The organism is Microcoleus sp. B4-C1, from assembly GCF_036705285.1.
Classification (GTDB): Bacteria; Cyanobacteriota; Cyanobacteriia; order Cyanobacteriales; family Microcoleaceae; genus Microcoleus.
Map to the genome: position 1 here is coordinate 14,409 of NZ_JAUBUC010000069.1, position 21,553 is coordinate 35,961.

The following is a 21,553-nucleotide window of genomic DNA, read 5'->3' on the forward strand; positions in this document are numbered from 1 at the left end:
TAGATTTTTGATTAAAGAATTGAAGAATTGCCAATGACTTATGAAGATCCCAACCCCGATAATCATCAGTCATCCCCAATCTAAAATCTAAAATCTAAAATCTCAAGTCGAATTAGCCTCCTTCTAACTCTCGCAAACGCGCCTCCAAAGCTTGAATTCGCAGCTCTGCTTCTATTCGCCTTTGCCGTTCTTCTTCTGCCACTAATTCTGCTTGTTCTGCCCGTTCCTCGGTCGCCGGCAGCAAATTCCCGGAGGCATCCCACCAGCGCAGCCAAGGCAGTTCTACGCCCTGATAAACCCCTTGCCCAATGCCTAATTCCACTCCTATTTGTGCGATTTGGTAATGTCCGCGCTGATTTTCCGGCAGTAACTCAAATCTATCTTCTACCAAATGATAGCATTCTATTTTGGCTTTTTTGACTTCATAAATGCCGTAAAAAGCAGGTCGAATTATCCGCTCGTAAATCCAGAATTTTCCCTGCCGAGGAGTCCTATCTCTTTCTTCACTGCCATCGCCAGAAACAAATTCAAGTACAATCAGAGGCGGCATTAATTCCCGCCACATTACATAGGATCGGCGAAGATTTCCGTCAAGAGTTGGCGGCACGTCGGGCACGTAAAACCAATCAGGTGCTTCGGCTCCTCTTTCTGGCGGTTCCGGGGGTTGGGCTACCCGCCAATAAATACCGGAATCTTGACCGATGCAGTATTGCCCGTCGGGATGAACTTGGTCTAAAATCGGTCTAATTGATGTTGTTAACAGGATGCTTTGAGGGTGTTCTTGAAAGTTTTTCACAAAAGTACCGTCTGAGTCTGGTAATTGAGTGTGGTCTGGGAAATCTGTGGCTATAATTTCTGGTTTTTCGGTGACACTCATGTTGACCTCTTGAATGTTGAAAAATTATACTTATAATTGGGGAAGGAAAGATTAATTAGGCTATTATGTCGTGGTAAACCTCCGATTGCTATATAGAATATTTTAAATAATATGAGTCAGTACAAGTTAATTATTTTCGACTTCGACGGCACTTTGGCAATTACTCACAAAGCTATTGTATTTTGCTTTACCAAAACTTTTGAAAGTTTCAATATTACTCCGCCTGCTCCTGATAATATTATAGGTACGATCGGCATCAATTTACCAAATAGCTTTAAAATCCTCCATCCGGCGATCGCGGAAAGCGCAATTCCTGAATGGGTTGAAACTTACCGCTCTTATTATCGGACTGAAGGTGAAAAGCAGGTAGAGTTATTTACCGGGACAAAGCAAGTGTTGCAGTTGGCGCGTCAGTCTGGATTGAGCCTGGGAGTTTTCAGCAACAAACAGGTTACTTTTGTTAATGTATTACTAAAGAGTTTGAAAATTTACAGTTTTTTTGATTTGATATTAGGTGATAACGGACAAATAATTCCGAAACCCAATCCGACTGTTTTTCACTCGATTATTAAACCGCTGTTCCCGGAGTTGGATAACAGTCAAATTTTAATGGTTGGCGATACAGCGATTGATTTGCTGTTTGCTAAAAATGCTGGGATAGATGTTTGTTGGGCGGCTTACGGATATGGCGATCGCACTCAGTGTCTCGCCCTAGAACCGACTTTCGCGATCGACGATATTTCAGAACTTGCTGTGTTCGTTAAAAATTAATTTTTCCTCGGTTTGTTTGAGAGAAGAGTTTGAATCATTTAACTATAAAGTATTTAATTAATTTTTTTTACGAGAGCCCGATGATGTATTTTTTATTTAACTAAAAAAATAAATGACCGAACTTGTAAGCCGCCCAAACTCTGCCAAGCAAACCATACCAGAGATAGAGTTATGGTGGGAACAACTATTATAAATTAACAACTAGGATTCCTTTGAAGGTAGAAGGCACAAGGCAGAAGGCAGAAGGAAAAAAAAACGATGGAAGCCAGATTTTCTTTAGGTAGAATTTAGCGCCAAAATTCTGCATGATAGCCTTCTAACTTCTGCCTTCGGAAAACAGGGAAATTCTGTTAAACTTTAGGGTGTGCTGGCAGTCGGTATCTACAATAAACTCAATTTATAGAAACTCATGCAGATAGATATAAGCATTCCTTCTGAAACGCTATCGCCGACTCGTACTGGCGGCACACCGAATTTAATAGAAGAAGTATTTCGACTGTACGATCGCGCCCTGGCAGCTACCAGCAACGGCATCGCGATCGCGGACGCTACCCAGCCGGACAAGCCTATAGTTTATTGCAACGGTGCTTTCGAGCGGATTACAGGCTACAATCGCAGCGAAATAATCGGGCAGAACTGCCGCTTTCTGCAAGGCCCGGATACCGATCGCGCTGCCGTCGATCGCATCCGCGTAGCCCTGAAAGAACAACACGACTGCAAAGTAGTTCTGAAAAACTACCGCAAAGACGGCACCGCCTTCTGGAACGAACTCACCATCTCGCCGGTGCGCGACAGCAGCGGACTCGTCACCCACTTCATCGGCGTTCAATCTGATATCACCGATCGCTTCCAAGCAGAAGAAGCCCTCAAACAAGCCGAGGCAAAATACCGCAGCATCTTTGAAAACGCCACCGAAGGCATATTTCAAACCGCCCCAGACGGGCGCTACCTCAGCGCCAACCAGGCACTCGCCCGAATGTACGGCTACGATTCCCCGTCAGAACTGATCGCAAAATGTTCGGCAAAAAACATTTACGCCGATCGCACCCGCCGCGCTTCCTTCATGGCAGAAATCAGCAAAAACGGCTCTCTGAAAGAGTTTGAGTCTTGCGTCCGCCGCCAAGACGGCAGCACTACCTGGATCTCGGAAAACGTGCGCGAAGTCCGCGACGAAGATGGCGAACTCCTTTACTACGAAGGAACCGTCGCCGAGATCGCCGATCGCAAGCGCGCCGAAGCAGCCCTGCGAAATCAACAATACTGGCTGAAAACCGCGATCAACGCCGTCCCCGACGCGATCAACCTCACAGACAGCGAGGGGCGCTGGCTGATTGCCAACGACTGCGCCCTCCAACTTTTGGGCTGGGAAACCGCAGACTACCAGGGCAAAACTACTGCCGAACTCGCTGCAGCCGCCGATCCCAGAGTCAGAGAAATCCTGCTAACTTGGCAGGAAACCGACGAAACCACCTGGGAAGCAGGCACTCTTACCTCCAGCCGCCAAATTGTCCCCTTGCCCACAGGCGGCAGCAATTTGTTTGAAGTGCGAAAAGTGCCACTGTTCAACCCTGACGGTTCGCGCAAAGGTTTGGCAGTGGCGGGGCGGGACATCACGCAGGAAGTGGCAGCGGATGCAGCTTTGCGCGACAGCGAACAGCGGTTTCGGGCAATTTTTGAACGCGCTGCGATCGGCATGGTAGTCGCTACCCTCGAAGGTGTTGCGATCGCCACTAATCCGGCATTTCAAGCTATGCTGGGGCGATCGGAAGCTCAACTGCGGGGTCTCGGCCTCGACGACTGCGCGCACCCGGAAGACGCACAAGTTTCGCGCGAGTTGCGCCAACAGTTAGTCGCGGGCACCCGCGAAGCTTACCAAATCGAGAAGCGCTACCTCCGCCAAGACGGCAGCATCAGGTGGGGACGCCTCAGCACCTCTGTCATCGACAGCAGTCAGGGAACGCCACAGTTTATTTTGCAAATGGTAGAGGATATTACCGATCGCAAAGAAGCCGAGTCAGCTTTGTTCCAAAATGAGGCTAAGTGGCGATCGCTGATTCTCAACAGTTCCGACATCATTACTATTCTCGATGCTAGCGGTCGCATTGTTTACGAAAGCCCTTCTGTAGAAAGAGTTTTGGGCTACGAACCCCTTGAACTCGATCGTCAAATTGCTCTCGATTCGATCCACCCTGACGACATTGCCTCGGTGATTTCCGACGGCGAAAAACTGATCGCAAATCCAGGCGTTCCCATCGCCCTAGAAGGTCGGTTCCGCCGCGCTGACGGTTCTTGGTGTTTTCTCGAAGGTGTCGGCATCAACTTGCTAGCAGACCCCGCTGTGAAAGGAATTGTGATCAACTCCCGCGACATGACCGCGCGCCGGCAAGCAGAGTACCGCCTCAGCAAAATCAACGAGTGCTTTTTGGGATTCACCACCGACGCCGCTGAGAACATCCAGCGCCTGACATCCTTAGCCGGCGAGCTTTTGGGCGGAAACTGCGCCATCTACAGCCACGTCGGTGGCGGACTGCTGCAAGCGATCGCGACTTGGCAAGCGCCGCCGGACTACCCGCTGGTCGATCGCGCCGAGGGCCACATCTGCACCGACGTATGCAGCAAAGGAAGCGATCGGGCTGTTGCCATTCCTGACTTGCAGAACACGATCTACGGCCAAATCGATCCCGCTGTCATCCGCTATCAACTGCGAAGCTATCTGGGACAAGCAGTGCGGCTGGGCGACAATTATGTGGGTGCGATGTGCGTTCTCTACACTGAGTCGATCGCGCCCACAGAAGCCGACTGCAAGCTGATCGGAATTATTGCCGGGGCGATCGGAGTTGAGGAAGAACGGGCCGCCGCCGCCTCGCGCGATCGGCAAAAATCCCAAGAATTGCAAACAGCTTTGCGCGACTTGCAGCAAACTCAAATGCAGTTAGTACAAACCGAAAAAATGTCTTCCCTCGGACAGGTGCTAGCAGGAATTGCCCACGAAATTAACAACCCAGTTGGCTTTGTCGCAGGCAACCTCTGCCACGTCCGAGGCTACGTTCTAGACTTGTTGGAAATCGTGCAAGTCTATCAAGAAGAGTACCCAAATTCCCCTACAAAAATTCAGCAACAAGCCGAAGATATAGACTTAGAATTTCTAGCAAAAGACCTGCCAAAATTGCTCAATTCAATGCAAACCGGATGCGAGCGCATTGTAGAAATTATTCAAACTCTCCGAAATTTCTCGCGGGCGGACGAAGCAAAAATCAAAACTGCCGACATTCATGAAGGTTTAGAAAGTACCTTGTTAATGTTGAACAGCCGACTGAAAGCCAAACCCAACTGGCAGGGCATTAAAGTCATTAAAGAATACGGAGAACTGCCGCAAGTAAACTGTCATCCCGGACTGTTAAATCAGGTATTTATGAATGTATTGGCAAATGCGATCGACGCCTTGGAAGAAAGCAGCAGCCAAGCCAAAGACACCGCAGATTCTACCTTTCCTACTATTACCATTCAAACTGAAACGATTGATGACCAGAGCATTTTAATTCGGATTAAAGACAACGGTCAGGGCATTCCCGAAGATCATATTGTGCGTTTATTTGACCCATTTTTTACCACAAAACCCGTAGGTAAAGGCACAGGTTTGGGTTTATCAATTTCTCACCAAATTGTCGTTGAAAAACACAACGGCAAATTGCAGTGTCACTCGGAACCCGGTAAAGGCACTGAATTTATCATCGAAATTCCAATTCGTTGACATCAGGACGACGCTAATCAGGATATAGCAATCCTCGAATCATTTGTGAATTTCTTACTTCCTCTCCGCGGGTTCGGGGAGGGTTGGGGTGGGGTAAAAAATTTACCACTCATTGAGGATTGCTATAATTATGTTCAAGTCAGCCCTAACTTACTTAAAAACTAAACTGCGTCCGCAAATTGCCCACAAAAATTGTCGGGTTGTTATCGAAATTGTTCGGATTGCCGATCGCATAAAATGCCGGCACGATCGAAACATGGTCGGTGAGAGGAAAATAATAAGTTGCCTCAATTTCGTACTGCGTGCCACCGTTACCCCCGCCAGAAATCAGAAATCTCCGACCGCCAGTAAAGTCAAAAGGTACTAAATATGACACCGTAAGCAAAGCTCCTTCTTTGAACAAATCGGGAAACGCAACTCCTAACTGATAAGATTGATTTTTGATCGTGCCGTCGGGTCGGTTAGTCTTGGGAAATATATTGGTTTCGGCGTAGCCGTAACGGCCGAAAAGACCAAAACCGCGAGCGACTAACCAATCGAAATTGAAACTATAAGTATTCGCAGTCGCATTCCCCAGCCGACCACCAAAACCGTCATCTGCCACACCGTTTAACGGCTTGCTGTTAGGAGATCCAATTAAGCCGCCGATTTGCTGGATGTTGGAACGGCTGTACAAAAAGCGCAAATTAGTCCGATCGCTCGGACTGAATGTTAATTCTGCTGTAGTCGTATTTGTCCCACCAAACAAGCCTTGAGACGGATTGGAAGCCGAATTAAATACGGAAGTGGGCAAAAATTCCGTACTCTCGCCCAAGTAGCCAAAACGCAGTTTCAATGCGCGGCCGATATCCCACAAAGCCAAAGCACCGGCACCGCGTCTGGTAGCGCTTAACAAAGGGCTGTTGTTAGAATTAAAGCTGCTCGCACCGTCTACGAAAAAGTTAAATTTATTGTTGTCAAAGTAGCGGTAAAAATTAATCCGCGGCCCCACTACTACTTGCAAGCTGTTGCTAAGCGGGAACCGATAGGAAAGTTCCCGCAGGGTAACTTCATTGGGATTTCCTCCCGCAGTTTGATCGAGAAAAGGAGTGCCGAATGTATTGAAAAAACCCGTTGAAGTATACTGGTTGGCTGGGGAATTGCCGTTACCTACAGCTAGCTGTGTAATCAATTCGTCTTTCCCTGTAAAGGAAGTAGTGAGAGTCAACCAAACTAACTGACTGAAAGTGATTTCTGGATCGTCCACTCTCTGCACAATTGGTCTGTTGGTGACAGGATCGCGTCCGGCTACTCGATCGAGCGGAGCAGCATTTCCATCTATTGCTTCAACTCGGACTCCCTCGCCCGCAAAAGCTCCACTCAGGTTAAACCAAGCAAATCCGTTGAGTTTAGTCGTAGTTGAAAATTGGTTGGCTTCCAATTCGGCAGTCCGGGCTTCTAAAGCATCTACTCGACCGCGCAATGTAGCTAATTCTGCTGCAAATTCTTCTTGCAATCTTTGCAAAGCAAGTAAATCTTCTCGCTTGACTAAATTACCAGTAGAACCGCCAATTTGTTTGGTGATTTGATCCAAGCAAGCGTTTAATCCGGCAGCAAATTCGTAGCGAGTCATTGCTCGATTGCCTCGGAATGTGCCGTCTGGATATCCCGCAATGCAGCCGTATCTTTCTACTAGGGATTGCAAGGCTTGAAAAGCCCAATCTGTCGGCCGCACGTCGGAGAGTTGGGAAACAGAAGTGACTTGTGCTGCGTCTTCTTGTATGCTGAGGTCATCAGCGCTGCCCGTCTCGCTGCTGATGTCGTCAACTTTGCTGGCTTCAGCAACTTGTTGAGACTGAGGAGTGTTTGCAATTTCTAACTTCTGTGGGGGCAATTCGCCAATTGCCTCCGTTATTTCTGGGGTTGTTGTTGCGTGATCGACAATTGCTATATCTTGTTTGGGTAAAGCAGGATCGACAATTGCTATATCTTGTTTGGGTAAAGCAGGATCGACTGTTGCTGCATCTGTTTCGGGTAAAGCAGGATCGACAATTGCTATATCTTGTTTGGGTAAGGCGCGATCGACTGTTGCTATATCTGTTTGGGGTAAAGCACGATTCACCCATGCTGCATCTGTTTCGGGTAAAGCGCGATCGACTGTTGCTATATCTGTTTGGGGTAAAGCACGATTCACCCATGCTGCATCTGTTTCGGGTAAAGGGCGATCGACTGCGGAGTTAGTCTCTGCGGTAATCGCCGCTAACTGCGGTATCTCAATCTTACCTGCTGCCAGCGCTGCGTCTGGGGTAGCCGTAGGGAGAGCACTATCTTCTAGCGCAACTTCTGGAGTTGAGGTATCCTGAATTTGAGCTGTTGCGGAGATCGGGCCCAAAGGCACTGCCACACCAGAAATCAAGAAAGACAGCCAAAAAGCTTTAACGGAGGTTGAATTATTCACCATACCACTCACACCACTTGTTGAAAATGAAATCTGGCCAATCTTAAACGATAAGCTTGCTTATAAATGTAGTTGGTTTAACAAATTCTTATAAATAGTTAAAATTATTTTAGGAAGCCAGCGATTCCCAATCACTAATCACTGATGACTACTGACTACTGACTCCTGACTAATTCCCCCAATGAAGTTTTTATTAGTTACAGATTTAGACAACACGCTAGTCGGAGATGACGAAGCAACTCAAGTTTTAAACCAGCGCTTGCAACCTGTGCGATCGCAAATTTGTTTGGTTTACGCTACCGGGCGTTCTTATGCTTCAACTTGCGAATTAATTGCCCAAAAGCAACTGCTAGCACCCGACTATTTGATCGCAGGTGTAGGTAGCGAAATTTACCAAGACGGAATCCTCGATTTAGATTGGGCGGAATATCTTTCTCAAGACTGGGATAAAATGGCGATCGCCTCTTTAGCACAGCAGTTTTCCCAGCTTAAACCCCAATCCGTAAAAGAACAAAATCCTTGGAAAATCAGTTATAGTCTGGAACCAGCAGCAGAAAATAGCTCGACAATCAACGCTTTGCAGCAAAAGTTAACTGAATCGCGACTGCCAGCTCAAATCATTTTTAGCAGCAATAGTAATGTAGATATTTTACCACAAACTAGCAATAAAGGCAATGCCCTTACTTATTTACAAAAGCGCCTACAAATTCCATCTGAAGCAACATTAGTTTGCGGTGATTCTGGCAATGATATCAGTATGTTTGAGCAGGATTTCCGGGGAGTAATCGTCGCTAATGCTCTATCAGAACTCTTAGAATGGCATCGCGAATGCGGCACTGAAAATCATTATTTAGCTAGTTCTGCTTCCGCTTGGGGAATCATGGAAGGAATGGCATATTTTTGGGAATTTTGATTGCCAAAAATTCAGTTTGGTTGGTAGCGATCGCTGAAGTCCTAAGTACAACCGCACCCCAAGCACCCCAAGTCCTGCAAACAGTTAAAATCTGTTCAGAATCTCAACCGCGTATCGATCGAACCTGCGAGTTGCGATACCATCAGCGTGTACTGCTTGATCAAACCTAATCGAACTTCACTTGAGTTACCTCAAGCGAGTTGAAGTTTATTTCCTAGCCTCTTGGGCCCAACGTAGTGGAGGGAGTCGGCTATCCCAAGATAAGTCGGCTATTCCCCGATCGCCAAAGGTTCTATAGTTAAGTTGAGCGCCTAAACCTAAATTACTCTCTCTATAAAAACTTATCTTTCTAGATGAACAAGATGTAGGTTGAGTCAACTATTTGCCCCTTTAGTTCAGTTCGCCAACGCACCGCCACATGGAACAAAATACTTTACCCGTAGAGGTGATTCTCTCTCACCCCCGCCAATATTTAGGTAGCCTGCGGCTCGATTGGACGCCACAACCGGGGAACTATGTAGATTTAGAGGGACAAACCTACGCTGTTTTGGAACGCCACCACCGCTATCAACTCAAATCCGGCCGCTACCAACTGCAAAAAATTGCCCTGTACGTGCAGTCGGCCACACCGCCGACGGAAAGAACTTTTGTAAGCGGCATCTGGGTTATCGGAGATGCTAGCTGTCGCTTTAATGCTCGATCGGAAATTCTGCGCTGTGCTGTCAATCCCAATGGCCCGTGCGACGGCTGTGGCGATTACCAAAAGTCTTGAACCATCAAGTCAATCGATTTTAGATTTTAGATTTTAGATTTTAGATTTAAGCATTGAGCCCACGGATAAATTCGGGGGCGCATTTATCGGATACAGGTTTTTTATTTCTGGACGGATGAATCACGTGGCGGGTATCCTGGATGCTTTCCGTCAGTACACAATTTCACCTCGCCCAACTGAGAAACCGAGAGTGCCGAGAATCTCGGCGTCTCCCTCAATGACAATAAACTATCAAAACCAACTAGCAACTCTGGAATCGAATTTAACTTCTTCAGGTAGGGGGTAATCTATCTTCTGATAGCTGTGCAGCACGTCGCGAATGCCAGTATGAATCAAATTTTCTATGTGCAGCAACTGTTCTGAAGAACAGCGAACCTGAACTGTTTGGTTTGACACAGACTCGCCGGAGTCGATCGCAGTATATCTATTAGGAACTCGGCTGAGCACATAAGCAATTAAATCTTGTCGCAATCCCGAAGGCGAAAAAGCTTGTTGGTATGGGTGCTTCGGATAAGACTCCAAGATAATTTCTACTTCCTCTGTGACTACAGCCAAGGTAATATTGACAAGATTTTTCTGCATTTTCCCTGTCCCCAAAGACTCGTTAACTAATATTTTTGTGATCCTTCTCGTTTTCGTCTGATTTCTCATGAATTTTAACCGGCTAATACCGCCCATCGTTCTTCGGTCATCACCAGCTCAAACTCAGAACTTACCTCTTCTATAACCCGCAGCACGTAGCAGGGAATCTTGTCGGATAAAATAGCACTTGCCACCGTACCAGTGTGAATTTCTAAGACTGCTTCTGCAGCAGCTTCAAACATCAGTCGCTGTCCCGGAAACATCACTCTTTCAAAGTACCAATTAGGAATGTTCCCAATCCGAACCACCTGAACTAGGTTGGTAACATTTGCGTAATAGCACAGAATCTGGTTGTTACCTTTATAAGATAGCTGATCAGACATTTAAAAAATCTCCACACTCTTTCAAAAACTTACTGAGACTTGGCTTTGCCTGTTAGTGGCAATTGTGAGTTTGGATCTTGACAAAAGGACAGACTTATTTTTTTTGTGTTATTCTATAGCACGAATCACATCTTCAGTTATTAATTTTTGTAGCATTGAGTAATCCTGCCAACATTGAGAGGTTTGGCGAAGAAACCCCGTTTGTTCCGGCGAAAACCCCCGGTTTGTTTGGTATGCAGGGCCTATATCCTGACTTATTAAGGTTGTTGTTCTGTTGCACCCGTTAATCGAAAATACCGTCACTTTCCCGAACTCTCCTGACAACAGATTCACTCTTTGGCAGTGGAATGGTGCTGAGAGTGCGATCGACCTTTAGATCCAGAGCTTGGAGTAAACTTTATCTAAAAAATATGAGGAAATTATGAAGACAATCATTTTTTTTGATAAATCTACTTTTGCCGAAGCAGGGATTACAATACTTAAGCAAAAACCCGGTTTTTTAGCCAAAAACTTGACTCCATCTGTGCTCCTGGGTTAATAAACCCGGTTTCTGAGGGAAATCTGCGTAAATCTTGGATTAGCAGGCCCAAACCGGGTTTTTTACCAAAAAACTTCGCTGCATCTGTGAGCTCGGATTAAAAAAAACCGTTCTTGAGGCCAATCTGTGTAACTTCTGCAGGAGTTATTCTGCCTGTAAATACGGTGATAGCCGATCGGCTTTGCAGGTAACAAAAAACCCCGACTCCCTGAGATAATCTCTAGAATTTCTAGGGAATCAGGGTTTAAATGAACGAATCACCGATCGATCTCAAAGCTAAATCAAAAAAATGAGGAAATTATGAAAATAGCCGGAAAAACTAGCACTTTCCTCGACCCCTAAACCCGGCTTAATAACATAATTGCGTAATTTTCGCAAGAATCAAGGGAATGAGAAAGCGGAGTTTTGAGCCTCATCCGGCTTTAATGCCTCTTTGATTCTGCCGTCGGGCTGGGCCGACTTTGTTTGTCTAGTAGCGGTTTCAAATGCCGAGTTTGATCTGCTATCTGCGATGTATTTTACCCGAGTTTAAGCTGTCGCGCATTTAAATTGTATATTAAGGGCGGGCGGGACGCTAGGGCCCCTACTCCCCACAAGACTTTAATTTTTTTTGACCTACAATTTAAATGCCGCCACAGCTTAAAGCAACGGTTCCCAACCCAGAATTTCCGCCACTTGCTGTGCCAAACTCAAAGGATCGAAAGGCTTTGCAATCACCCCCGCTACCCCCAAATCAGCAAATTTGCTCAAATCCATCGCCTGCACCTTAGCCGTCAGGAAAATCACCGGAATCCCCCGAGTAGCAACATTGTTTTGTAGCAAACCAAACAGAGTAAGTCCGTCCATATCCGGCATCATCACATCTAGTAGAATAGCGTCAGGGAGTTGAGTTTCAGCTAACAGCAATCCTTGGCTGCCGCCTGGTGCGCTTAGTACAAACCAGCCGCCTAAATGTTCCAGACAAGCCTGAATCACGCTGCAGAGGTTTTTTTCATCATCAATGACCAGAATGCGCTTTGCTGACATAATTAAAACTCAAATTTTAAATTAATCATGGTAAACCGAAAAAAAACTTAGGCACGCTGCCTCATCAACCGGGTTTCTTGAAAGATATAGCAAAAGGAAGAAGCGATAAAATTAAGAGTTTCCGCACTTAAAAACGTCCTAATCGTCGGGCGCTGTTGATAGATTTTGCCGCTTACCTACTTAAGCCCTGAACATAAAAATCGACCTATCAGCCTCCCAAAATCATCCTACCCGCGTGGGTTGCCAGGAACTTGAGCTTTCGCGAGATATTATCAAAGCAATCTCAAACCTCCAAACTTTTTCCTCCCTCGCCTTCCAACGGTGCAGGGACTGTGAAATAGAAACTGCAGCCTTGTGAGACAACACTTTCGACCCAAATTCTGCCCCCGTGCTGCTGTACTATGCTGCGACAGATAGCCAAACCCAAACCCGTACCTCCTTTTTGGCGGGAGTCAGAAGCATCGACTTGTTGAAACCGTCCAAAGATTGTTTCTAGTTTATCTGCCGGAATCCCCCGCCCTCGATCTTTGACTTCAAATAAAACCCGCTCGCCCAAATCTTCCACCCTGAGAGTTACTGTACTTCCAGGAGCGGAGAATTTAATCGCATTGCTCAACAAATTTACCAGCAGTTGAACGATTCTGTCGGGGTCAGCCCAAATTTTTGCTGTTCCGGGCAAAATCAACAAATCAATGTTATTTTCAGCAGCCACAGAAAGTACAGCTTCGGCAGACTTCCGCATCAAAACCTGGGCATCGCACCACTGCTTGACGAGGATAACTTGGCTCGAATCGAGCCGTTCTAAGTCGAGAATATCGTTGACCAAACGCACTAACCGTTCGGTATCGCTCGAAGCGATTTCTAACATCTGTTTGGCAGTTTCCGGTTTATTTTTCAGTACCCCAGCCGCCAGCAAACCTAAAGAACCGCGAATCGAGGCAAGTGGCGTTCGCAGTTCGTGGCTGACAATCGAAATAAACTCATTTTTCATTTTTTCAATTGCCCGACTTTCTGTGATATCTGTGACTGTGCCCACGTGACCAATTAGTTGAGCTTTGTCGGAAAAAATCGGAGCTGTTTTAAGCCGACAAAACCGAATGGTTCCGTCTCGCTGGATGTGGCGAAATTCGCCGGAAAATTCCCCATCTAGCGATTGCGATTGAGACCACTTAGACAGAATTAGTTTGAGGTCTTCGCGGTGAACAAACCGCATCCAGCCGTTTCCTAAAGCCGCTGCCGATGTGAAGCCACCAATTGCTTGACAGCGAGGATTTGTATAGGTACATTTCCCCTCAGTATCGATTTTGAAAATGCCCACGGGGGAACTCTCGCTCAGAGAGCGAAATAAAGCTTCGCTTTCCCGGAGTTCTGCTTGAGAGCTTTCTAGTTCTCTGGTTCGCTGCAAAACTCGCATTTCTAACCGTTCGTTGAGCTGTTGGAGGGTAGCTTCAGCAAGTTTGCGATCGCTAATATCGCGGTGGACTGATACCCAGTGGGTAAACTCACCATTTTCGTCCGCTATGGGGACAATGCTCATTTCTACCCAAAATTCCGTCCCGTCTTTGCGGTAATTGATCGAGTCAACCCGCACCGGCTGCCAGGTTTTCAAAGCTGTCCGAACTCGATGGAGACTGGCGCGATCTGTTTTTTCACCTTGGAAGATGCGTGGCGTTTTGCCCACAACTTCTTCTAGTGTATAGCCGGTCATTCGCGTGAAAGCTGGGTTGACATAAATAATTCGCGGCCCCGGTTCCTCAATCGGTTCAGCTTCGGTAATTAACACGGCGTCGTTAGTGGTGGTGACTGCTGATTCCAACAGGCGCAACTGCAATTCTCTAGCTTTGCGATCGGTAATTTCTCTAACAGTCCCCACCATCCGCACTGGATCGCCGGCTTCGTTGTAAAAAAACTTACCTTTTCCCTCCATCCAGTGAATGCTGCCGTCGGGCCAAACCACGCGCTTTTCGTGACAGTAATCTCCTCGCTGGGCGATCGCCTGATTGATAGCATTCTCCATATTTTTAAAATCTTCTGGGTGAACGCAAGCTGCAAAACTTTGATAAGTTCCGGCAAAAGTCCCTGGGGCCAACCCAAACAACTCTTCGTGTTCCCTCGACCAAACTATCTGATTTTTCTGCACGTCCCAGTCCCAAAATCCAATTTTGGTAGCCGACAAAGCTAAGCTAAGCTGCTGATTGATTTTCCGCAGCTCAATGCTAGTAATAGCAACTCGAAGTTCTCTGGCTATTTCGATTTCGCACTGCTGCCAAGGCAAAGATTTTGACCTCACATTTTCTTGCCACAACTCAAAGGAAATGCGAGGAGAAATTAATCGGGTGCCATCCGGTTTAAATTCAATTTTTCCCTCTGGTGGACCTGCCCAGTTGACAGTTTGAAGTGCTTCGGGACGGAACCACAAAATGTAATAATTTTGCATCTCGGACATGGCAAGCACCAGTAAACCGCTAGCAAATTCTTGAAAATTATCGGCGGGCGGATACAGTTTTGAGAGAGAATCTGTATAAAAAACCTCATTATTTATTTGAGTTTTTATCCAAGCAATTAAGTTTTCGATTTCTACCAATTCCGGGGTTTGCCCGATGGTTGTTAAATTTTCATTGGCACACACAACTCCACCGGTAGCACCCACTAAGGCAAGCAATTCATCTCGGTAGGTTAGTAAACCTTCTACAAAGCAGTTTTTTTGATAAATTTCCGTGATAAATTTTTGGCAAAGTGCTTTTAAATAAATAGCATATTCCCGGTTTTCGCTATCTTGTTTATAGCTGAGTTCTAAATTCACAAACTTCGCTAGTAGTTCGCAAGCAGTTCTTGTTTCGTAGTTGACATACTTTCGTGTTGGATGGTGACAGGCAATCAATCCCCAGAGTTTTTTATCTTTGATTAATGTCAGAGTCATGCTAGCAGCGACGTTCATATTTTTGAGATATTGAACGTGGCAAGGCGAAACTGTTCTCAACAAAGATCCGCCCATATCTAAAGGGCTACCCGTCAGCGGATTGCAGTGAGGAATTAGTTCGACAGGCTGACAGTTAATATCGGGAATAAACCGAATTAAATTCATGCTGAACAGGTTTCTTGCTTGGGCGGGAATATCGGTAGCCGGATAGTGCAGTCCCAATAAAGGAGCCAAACTTTCTACTTTGTCTTCGGCGACAACTTCCCCCGCCCCGGTGGCATCAAATTGATAGACGATCGCTCGATCGAAACCGATGATCCTCCGCACTTCTTCAACTGCTGTCTGACACAGCACTTGCAGGTTTGGTGTTTTGTGGATTTTGTCGATCGGCTCTTGGACTAAATTATAACAATTGAAACAATCGCTCGTTTTTGGAGAAACAACCGACTCTAGTTCAACAATTAATGCTGAATTTGATTGATGTAGCGTCCCCTCAAAAAAAGACTGGCGGTCTTGACTTTTGAATGATAATCTGATACCATTACGTTGGTCTTTTTCAAATAAAGCTTTTTCAATAGCCTCAATTTCCTCAGTCTCGACAAATTCCTCTAAAAATTTATCCAAAAGTTGTTCGGGGTAAAGGCCCATCGCCTCAAAAGTATTGTTGCTAACTTGCAAAATTTTTAACGCCGGAGATTCCAGCACCAAAAGGATGCCGTGAGGTTGAATCGAACCTGGGGCGTAAATTAGTTCGCAGTCGCTGTTATTGAGAGTGCCTGTGTCTGAGGGCAATACCATCGCTTTCATCTGATTAATATTTCTCTAAATTAGCCTGTGTTCTCGATCGGCGGGCTAGCATTAATCAACAGCACCGCGTCGCAATCACACAATCTAACCATCCCCAGTCTTGGCTAAGGCTTCCTAATTTGTTTCGGACACGCACTGCATATTTGCTCCTAGTTATCCCATTTTAAAAAAAGAATACAACTGTAGGTACGTGCTCGAAACCCATATCTCATCAGCCATTCCCAGTTCTTCAATTCTTTAATTTTTTAAATCTAAAATGGGATTAGCGCTGTGCCTGAGCCAGTCTGTTTCTCAGTTGAGTCCGCTCCAAACGATTCAGGAGGCGAGCAATTAATTCCGGTTTCACGATCGGCTTGTTAACGTAGTCGTCAGCACCTGCGACAAACATTTGGCGCACGGTTTCCGACTCGGAATGAGCTGTCAAAAATAGCACGGGGAGCTTGCTCCAGCGCAAATCGTTGCGAACTGCCAAACACAGCTCGATACCGCTGTAACCGGGCATCTCCACATCTAAAATTAGCAAATCCGGACAAGTCGTTTCGAGTACCTCCCAGAACTTTTCGGGATCGTCCAATGTTGTTACTTGAAATCCCCAAGGTTGGAGAATCACTTGCAGTGCAGCCAATAGATGCACGTCATCGTCTACCACCATAACTTTAGCTTCAGCAGGGCCAGTCTGGTCGAGTAGTTGGGCGACTGCTTTGAGTATATCTGCTGGGGGGATAGATTTGTGTAAAAAGCCCGAAGCTCCCAAACGAGCAACTTCTATTCGATCGCTCAATTGATTGTGCCCGCTAAAAACCATTACCGGAATTTCGGGCTTTTCACTGCGGAGTTCGGCTAATAGAGAAAGTCCGTTTTCCTGAGATCTGGAAAATGTCAAATCCAGCAAAATCGCGTCGGGAGGCTGTTGAGAAATCGCATTTCTAGCCGCTTGCGGAGAGTTGGCGACTTCTATCTGGAAGTCGGAACCGGATGCTACTGTTTTGAGTCGATCGCTCCCAAAAGTATCATCATCAACAACCAGCATTCGGCGCTTTTGGGAAACCGCAGGAACTAAATCGCCTTCCGGTTCGGGCGACGGGCGATCGAATATCTGTTTGAGCTTATGCAGAAATCCCTCAATCTGCTGAGCCGTCCCCGGTTTCAAGATGTTTTCAGCCTTGAACCAATGTTCTATCTGGCGCGCCACTTCCGAACCTTGCGGCAACCCTAACGTTCCCAAAGAACCGACTAATTTGTGAGCTTGAGACTGGGCTTCTTGGCGCAGTTCGCCCTCCAAGCTTCCGTTTTTCAGTTGAGCGATCGCGCGATCGAATATCGCCACCTTTTCTATAAAATTAGCTTTTAAATTTTCCCGCATTTGGGCAATCGCATTCAAGACTTTGAGACGGCGCTCGTCTTTATTTAATTCCTGGCTCGACCCGCTGGATGCAGTAGATAAAGTCTCTTGAGTTTTAGCAGTTTCTGCCGTTTCCTGCCCAACTTGTGGGCTCTCAATCTCCTCCGGCAGACTTTTGAGCCGATAGCCCAATCCGTACACAGTTTCCACTAAATCTACAGTCATCCCGGCTGCTTTCAGCTTCTGCCGCAGCCCCTTGATGTGAGCAGTAACGGCTTCTTCTTGAGGAAATTCGCCGGCCGACCAAATGCGATCGAGGATGGCGCTGCGACTGAAAATGCGCCGAGGATTTCTCAGGAAAAGTTCTAGCAAATTGTACTCTTTAGGAGTCAAGTGCAGCACTTTTTCGGCATAAGTTACTTCCGTAGTGTCCGGGTTGACTTGCAGTTTTTCCCATGTCAAATTTGTACTTGACAAAGTTGCCTTACCCCGGCGCAGCAAAGCCCGAATTCGAGCGATTAATTCTTCGAGATTAAAGGGTTTGACCACATAATCGTCTGCACCGGCCTCTAAACCTTGGACTCGATCGTTGCTGCTATCTAGCGCTGTCAGCAGTAATATCGGCATTTGGCAGCCGGACGATCGCAATTTTCGACACAAACTAATGCCGTCGAGTTTAGGAATCAGCACATCCAAAACAATCAGGTCGTAATCGTATGCCTGCACCAAATGCAACGCTGTTTCACCGTCTGCTGCCGCATTCACATTGTAATTGTGAGACTCCAGCGCTTGAGTTAGCAAACTGACTGTAACTGTGTCATCTTCTACCAGCAGGATTTTCATAAACGTCACCTGTCCTTCCAACTATTATTGGAATTTTTTAGAGGTTTTTGGGGCTAATTAAATAGCCTTTTTACAACTGAATGGAAAAATTCCCCACCTTCAGTATAACAAATATTATTCTTGAAATAGTATAAGTGTCAATTATTCTTGTGATTTTATTTGTTTTCCTATCGTAATATTTCATTAGATTCTGGCTTGGATTTTAGGGCTTTTTGGACTTCAACGCCTGCTGAATTTTTTGAATCAAATATTGCGAGGAATCTTGATTTCTCACTAAATCTTCCAACTCGGAAGCCGCCACTTCTGTGTGTTCTATTTCTCGAACTAAAGAATCAGGGGTAACACTTTTTATGACTCCCAAAGGTTCTTGGATAGCGGTCAACGAATTGAAATTTTTTTCCGCTATTAATTCTTCCAACTCTAATAGGGCCATTTCGGCGCGATCGATCTTGATAGTCACGGATTTAGCCACATTAGCACCCGCTCTTGCTGCCTCCGTGAGTTCGTGAACTCGAAGTTTAAATCGGCTGGCAATTTGCTCCATTTGAGTCCCCAATTCAAAAGTTTTACTTGCCAGTCTGCCAATTTCTAGACTCACTTTGCTCAGGCCGCTAGGCTGACTTCCCATTTGATTGGTAACTACAGCCACCTGTACTGCTAAATGCCTGACTTGTTCGATCGCCTCCCGGATGGTTCGGGAAGTGCGGTTAACCGTTTCTAAATCATTAGCTATGGCTTTGCCCACGCCCAAAATTTTATCTGTATTGTTGCAAATAGAATTAGCACCTTGAAAAGTAGCTTGAAATGCTTGGCGACCTTCCGAAGAAATCAGTTTTGCAATCCTCACAAATCGCTGATTCATTTGAGCAATTTCTTCAGCTTGTTTGACCAGCGCCGCTTGATGGGAATTCGGATTGACCTGGGATTTTTCTGCTTGACGTTGGTAGCTTTTTAAAAGTTCCTTACATTCATGAACTTTCGCTCTTTCTTGTTGAATCAGCGCCAAATACTTGTGTCTTTCTAGTCTGTATTTTTGAATAGCTTTGTTGGTTTGTGCTAAAATCTTTGACTGGGCAATCACCAGAGTATGAATGTTCAAAAGGCGGTGGCTCTGGTCTTCCATTACCACAATTATCGGTTCATAAATTAAGTCTCTATGCCTGTTGAAAGACGCTTGGACAGCATCGTCAATTTTCCAGTTTTCCGAAAGCAGCAAAGGCGGAATTCTAATAAAATCTAACAAGGCTCGAATCGGGTGTGACCCGTAAAGTTCTACGCGATCGGGAAAACTCATTTGCTCTCGAAATTTGACGCGAGAAATCATGCCCAATACCTGTGATTCATGAGTAATAATGACTCCCGGCAGGTCGGGTTCTTGCTCAAATCTTTCAGCCACTACCTGTCCTAGAGTTGCAGCGCTCACTTGGAAGTCGTGACACGGCAGATGTCCGATCGTGAAATCGGGGGTGAGTTGAGTTGGATTGCTCATTTACCCGGATAGTGTTAAGTACAAGTTAACAAATTATATATTAATATTATAGCTGGCAAAAGTATAGTCATTTATAGACATGGGGGGCGTTAAGTCCCTCCCCTTTCACTTTTGCTTTGAGCGGATCGACCCGCCTCGGCTGAACTACGCAGCTCCCTATCCCATTGCGGAACGCATTTGGGATTGCTTTTCTGAGAATATTGTACGCTGCATTCACATCGGAATTAATTAGCTGACCACTCGACGTTTTGTACAAACCCCGCTTAATCCGTTTACCAGTAAACACAGGCTCTTTTTCTGTTTTTCCATAAACAGGAATTGGGTCTAAACCTAAAAAACTGGATCGGGATGTGTAGGATTCTTCCTGCACAATTACTGTGATTCCCGCCAACCGAGCTTTGTACTCCAACATTTCAATTAATCGAGAGTGAGGAATACTAACAAAGTTTTGATTGGTTTGCTTCCCTAACTCGATTTCTGTTTTCCACTGCGCGTTCTTGCCAATTACTAGCGTCCCAATCTGCTTGGTGAGCAAAAGGTTAATAATTAGACGGCTAGCATGATGTAAGTAATTATCAACTTTTTGATAGCGACAGCGAGTTAAGCGCTGAATCCGGGGTGAAGTTTTGCGATTCCCTTTTAAGTGGGATTGCAATCGTGCTTTCCGCTTGTTGTAGAACTGGTTAATCGATTTCAATGGTCGCCCGTTAATCAACAAAGGGATAAATCCCGGTTGATTTGAAGTTAACGCCACTAAATTATCCAGTCCCAAATCAATACTAGCTACAGAGTTGGCATTGCCAAGGGTGGACTCCGCTTCATCATAAATCACCTCAATTACATAGGAATCACATTTCGGAACCAGTCTAACTTGACAAATCTGGTTGGGATTGAGTTGGGTTTTAATTGAAAGTTCAGTGCCGGAAAGTTTAATAATTCCTTTCTTCAACTGTTTGCTGCTAATTGCTTGAATCGTGTATACTAGAAGGTTTCGCCCTTTAGTCTTATCTTTGTACTTTGGCAATTTTGGGCTACCCGTGAATCTTGAAGAGTCAGCTTTGTAAGCTTTAACGGCTTCAAAAAACGATTTCCAATTCTTGTCTAGCACCATCAAGATTTGCTGACTAACTTTAGCAGGCAAAGCCTTGTATGCTTCATGAGACTTCATCAATCGGTTCATTTCGTTATAACTGACATAACCCCATCCATAAATAAAGCTCTGACGAATGACGTAATTGGCGGCATTGTAGAGGTTTTTGGACTTGAAAGCTAGTTCGTCTATTTGGGCGAAACGGTGTTCCGTGGATTTAATGATGTGCCTCTCTGTTAGCTGCATTTGAGACTTCCCTTCTTTGGGCTGTGCGTATTTCTTGTTCAACACTCATAGCGATATGATACCATTCTTGTTTATAATGGCTTATAAACTCAACGAAGTTTTACAATACTGGAATAAGATTGTTGAAAGTAGTCAACGACCCAGCACGGAAGTGACTGGGCTTCGGGCCTAAAACTTCATTTTTAGTTGACCAGCCTGACACCTTTGATGTCTAGGTTTTTTGAGTAATGACACCAAGCGGATGCGTAGCTAGTCCCCTGTTCTGTCGTTAAGGGTTAAACATTTTTATTTGGGTTAAGGACGTACCATTAGCCGAATCAGCTCAGAAAACAAAGGCGCGTGCTAACTTCACCCCAGCAATGGGAGTGGAATTGCTTAGTTTCCCTCAACAACCCGGTTCACAAACACAACCAGAAGCGATCGATTATACAGCCCTATCCCTTCCCCCTGTTTCCTCCTACCGCTTTCGCGCTCGTAAAACGCTGAAGTGGGGGTTACTCGCCCAGAAGAAAGAGGACAACTATAGGGAAAAATTAACTCTCTGACCCTGGGGCCTTCTATTACCTAGTGTCTGACTATTGTCATCTCAAGTCTGTTGGATCGGCCACGCCAGTTGTCCCACGGGTTCCGTCCTCACAACAGGGGCATTCATATTTTGTTCTTTAAAACAACCGGGAAAATATCTAGATTGAATCCCCAATGATAAAATGTTGATGGCTGGCAATAACCTTGCGCTGCACAAGTCTTGGGGGATGTCAGCTTCCCC

Annotated in this window: 14 protein-coding genes; 4 read left to right on the top strand and 10 right to left on the bottom strand. The window is 45.7% G+C overall.

Annotated features, from left to right (window positions below; translation table 11 throughout):
* Positions 1–112 precede the first annotated feature (112 nt).
* Entirely contained in the window at positions 113–877 is a 765-nt protein-coding gene (locus tag QUB26_RS23425; RefSeq protein ID WP_333319938.1) for a Uma2 family endonuclease, read from the bottom strand.
* Positions 878–988: 111 nt separating this feature from the next.
* Here QUB26_RS23425 and QUB26_RS23430 point away from each other — a divergent pair, with 111 nt between their 5' ends.
* A complete protein-coding gene (locus tag QUB26_RS23430; protein ID WP_333319940.1) occupies positions 989–1,648 on the top strand; it encodes an HAD family hydrolase in 660 nt (219 codons plus the stop codon).
* Positions 1,649–2,057: 409 nt separating this feature from the next.
* A complete protein-coding gene (locus tag QUB26_RS23435) occupies positions 2,058–5,399 on the top strand; it encodes a PAS domain S-box protein (RefSeq protein ID WP_333319942.1) in 3,342 nt (1,113 codons plus the stop codon).
* Between the two features lie 154 nt (positions 5,400–5,553).
* Here the strand turns inward: QUB26_RS23435 and QUB26_RS23440 are convergent, their stop codons facing one another.
* A complete protein-coding gene (locus QUB26_RS23440; protein ID WP_333319943.1) occupies positions 5,554–7,839 on the bottom strand; it encodes an iron uptake porin in 2,286 nt (761 codons plus the stop codon).
* 178 nt (positions 7,840–8,017) lie between these two features.
* Between QUB26_RS23440 and QUB26_RS23445 the strand changes: the two genes are divergently transcribed.
* Both QUB26_RS23445 and QUB26_RS23450 read left to right on the top strand, forming a co-directional pair.
* Entirely contained in the window at positions 8,018–8,749 is a 732-nt protein-coding gene (locus QUB26_RS23445; protein ID WP_333243182.1) for a sucrose-phosphate phosphatase, read from the top strand.
* Positions 8,750–9,167: 418 nt separating this feature from the next.
* Entirely contained in the window at positions 9,168–9,521 is a 354-nt protein-coding gene (locus tag QUB26_RS23450) for a DUF6464 family protein (RefSeq protein WP_333052256.1), read from the top strand.
* Between the two features lie 231 nt (positions 9,522–9,752).
* On the opposite strand, the gene QUB26_RS23455 is transcribed toward QUB26_RS23450, so the two are convergent.
* From QUB26_RS23455 to QUB26_RS23490, 8 genes are all read right to left on the bottom strand, one after another.
* On the bottom strand, positions 9,753–10,103 hold the full coding sequence (locus tag QUB26_RS23455) for a late competence development ComFB family protein (RefSeq protein WP_333243176.1): 351 nt from the start codon (positions 10,101–10,103) through the stop codon (positions 9,753–9,755).
* A 74-nt stretch (positions 10,104–10,177) separates the two neighbouring features.
* Entirely contained in the window at positions 10,178–10,486 is a 309-nt protein-coding gene (locus QUB26_RS23460; RefSeq protein ID WP_333243174.1) for a DUF1830 domain-containing protein, read from the bottom strand.
* Between the two features lie 1,177 nt (positions 10,487–11,663).
* Complete coding sequence (locus tag QUB26_RS23465; protein WP_333243171.1) at positions 11,664–12,050, bottom strand: response regulator; 387 nt, start codon at positions 12,048–12,050, stop codon at positions 11,664–11,666.
* A gap of 283 nt (positions 12,051–12,333) precedes the next feature.
* Entirely contained in the window at positions 12,334–15,777 is a 3,444-nt protein-coding gene (locus tag QUB26_RS23470; RefSeq protein WP_333243168.1) for a PAS domain S-box protein, read from the bottom strand.
* Positions 15,778–16,039: 262 nt separating this feature from the next.
* Complete coding sequence (locus QUB26_RS23475) at positions 16,040–17,962, bottom strand: response regulator (protein WP_333243165.1); 1,923 nt, start codon at positions 17,960–17,962, stop codon at positions 16,040–16,042.
* A 202-nt stretch (positions 17,963–18,164) separates the two neighbouring features.
* Positions 18,165–19,451, bottom strand: a complete 1,287-nt coding sequence (locus QUB26_RS23480; protein ID WP_333243162.1) for a chemotaxis protein — start codon at positions 19,449–19,451, stop codon at positions 18,165–18,167.
* 67 nt (positions 19,452–19,518) lie between these two features.
* Entirely contained in the window at positions 19,519–20,787 is a 1,269-nt protein-coding gene (locus QUB26_RS23485; protein ID WP_333243159.1) for a transposase, read from the bottom strand.
* Between the two features lie 586 nt (positions 20,788–21,373).
* A partial coding sequence (locus QUB26_RS23490; protein WP_333319946.1) for a hypothetical protein occupies positions 21,374–21,553 on the bottom strand: 180 nt, incomplete at its 5' end.

What these genes read in the sequence shown, in the direction of transcription:
- QUB26_RS23455 (WP_333243176.1), bottom strand. Translation starts at nt 10,103, where the DNA reads ATGCAGAAAAATCTTGTCAATATTACCTTGGCTGTAGTCACAGAGGAA.
- QUB26_RS23465 (WP_333243171.1), bottom strand. Translation starts at nt 12,050, where the DNA reads ATGTCAGCAAAGCGCATTCTGGTCATTGATGATGAAAAAAACCTCTGC.
- QUB26_RS23460 (WP_333243174.1), bottom strand. Translation starts at nt 10,486, where the DNA reads ATGTCTGATCAGCTATCTTATAAAGGTAACAACCAGATTCTGTGCTAT.
- QUB26_RS23435 (WP_333319942.1), top strand. Translation starts at nt 2,058, where the DNA reads ATGCAGATAGATATAAGCATTCCTTCTGAAACGCTATCGCCGACTCGT.
- QUB26_RS23475 (WP_333243165.1), bottom strand. Translation starts at nt 17,962, where the DNA reads ATGAAAATCCTGCTGGTAGAAGATGACACAGTTACAGTCAGTTTGCTA.
- QUB26_RS23485 (WP_333243159.1), bottom strand. Translation starts at nt 20,787, where the DNA reads ATGCAGCTAACAGAGAGGCACATCATTAAATCCACGGAACACCGTTTC.
- QUB26_RS23450 (WP_333052256.1), top strand. Translation starts at nt 9,168, where the DNA reads ATGGAACAAAATACTTTACCCGTAGAGGTGATTCTCTCTCACCCCCGC.
- QUB26_RS23425 (WP_333319938.1), bottom strand. Translation starts at nt 877, where the DNA reads ATGAGTGTCACCGAAAAACCAGAAATTATAGCCACAGATTTCCCAGAC.
- QUB26_RS23440 (WP_333319943.1), bottom strand. Translation starts at nt 7,839, where the DNA reads ATGGTGAATAATTCAACCTCCGTTAAAGCTTTTTGGCTGTCTTTCTTG.
- QUB26_RS23430 (WP_333319940.1), top strand. Translation starts at nt 989, where the DNA reads ATGAGTCAGTACAAGTTAATTATTTTCGACTTCGACGGCACTTTGGCA.
- QUB26_RS23445 (WP_333243182.1), top strand. Translation starts at nt 8,018, where the DNA reads ATGAAGTTTTTATTAGTTACAGATTTAGACAACACGCTAGTCGGAGAT.
- QUB26_RS23470 (WP_333243168.1), bottom strand. Translation starts at nt 15,777, where the DNA reads ATGAAAGCGATGGTATTGCCCTCAGACACAGGCACTCTCAATAACAGC.
- QUB26_RS23480 (WP_333243162.1), bottom strand. Translation starts at nt 19,451, where the DNA reads ATGAGCAATCCAACTCAACTCACCCCCGATTTCACGATCGGACATCTG.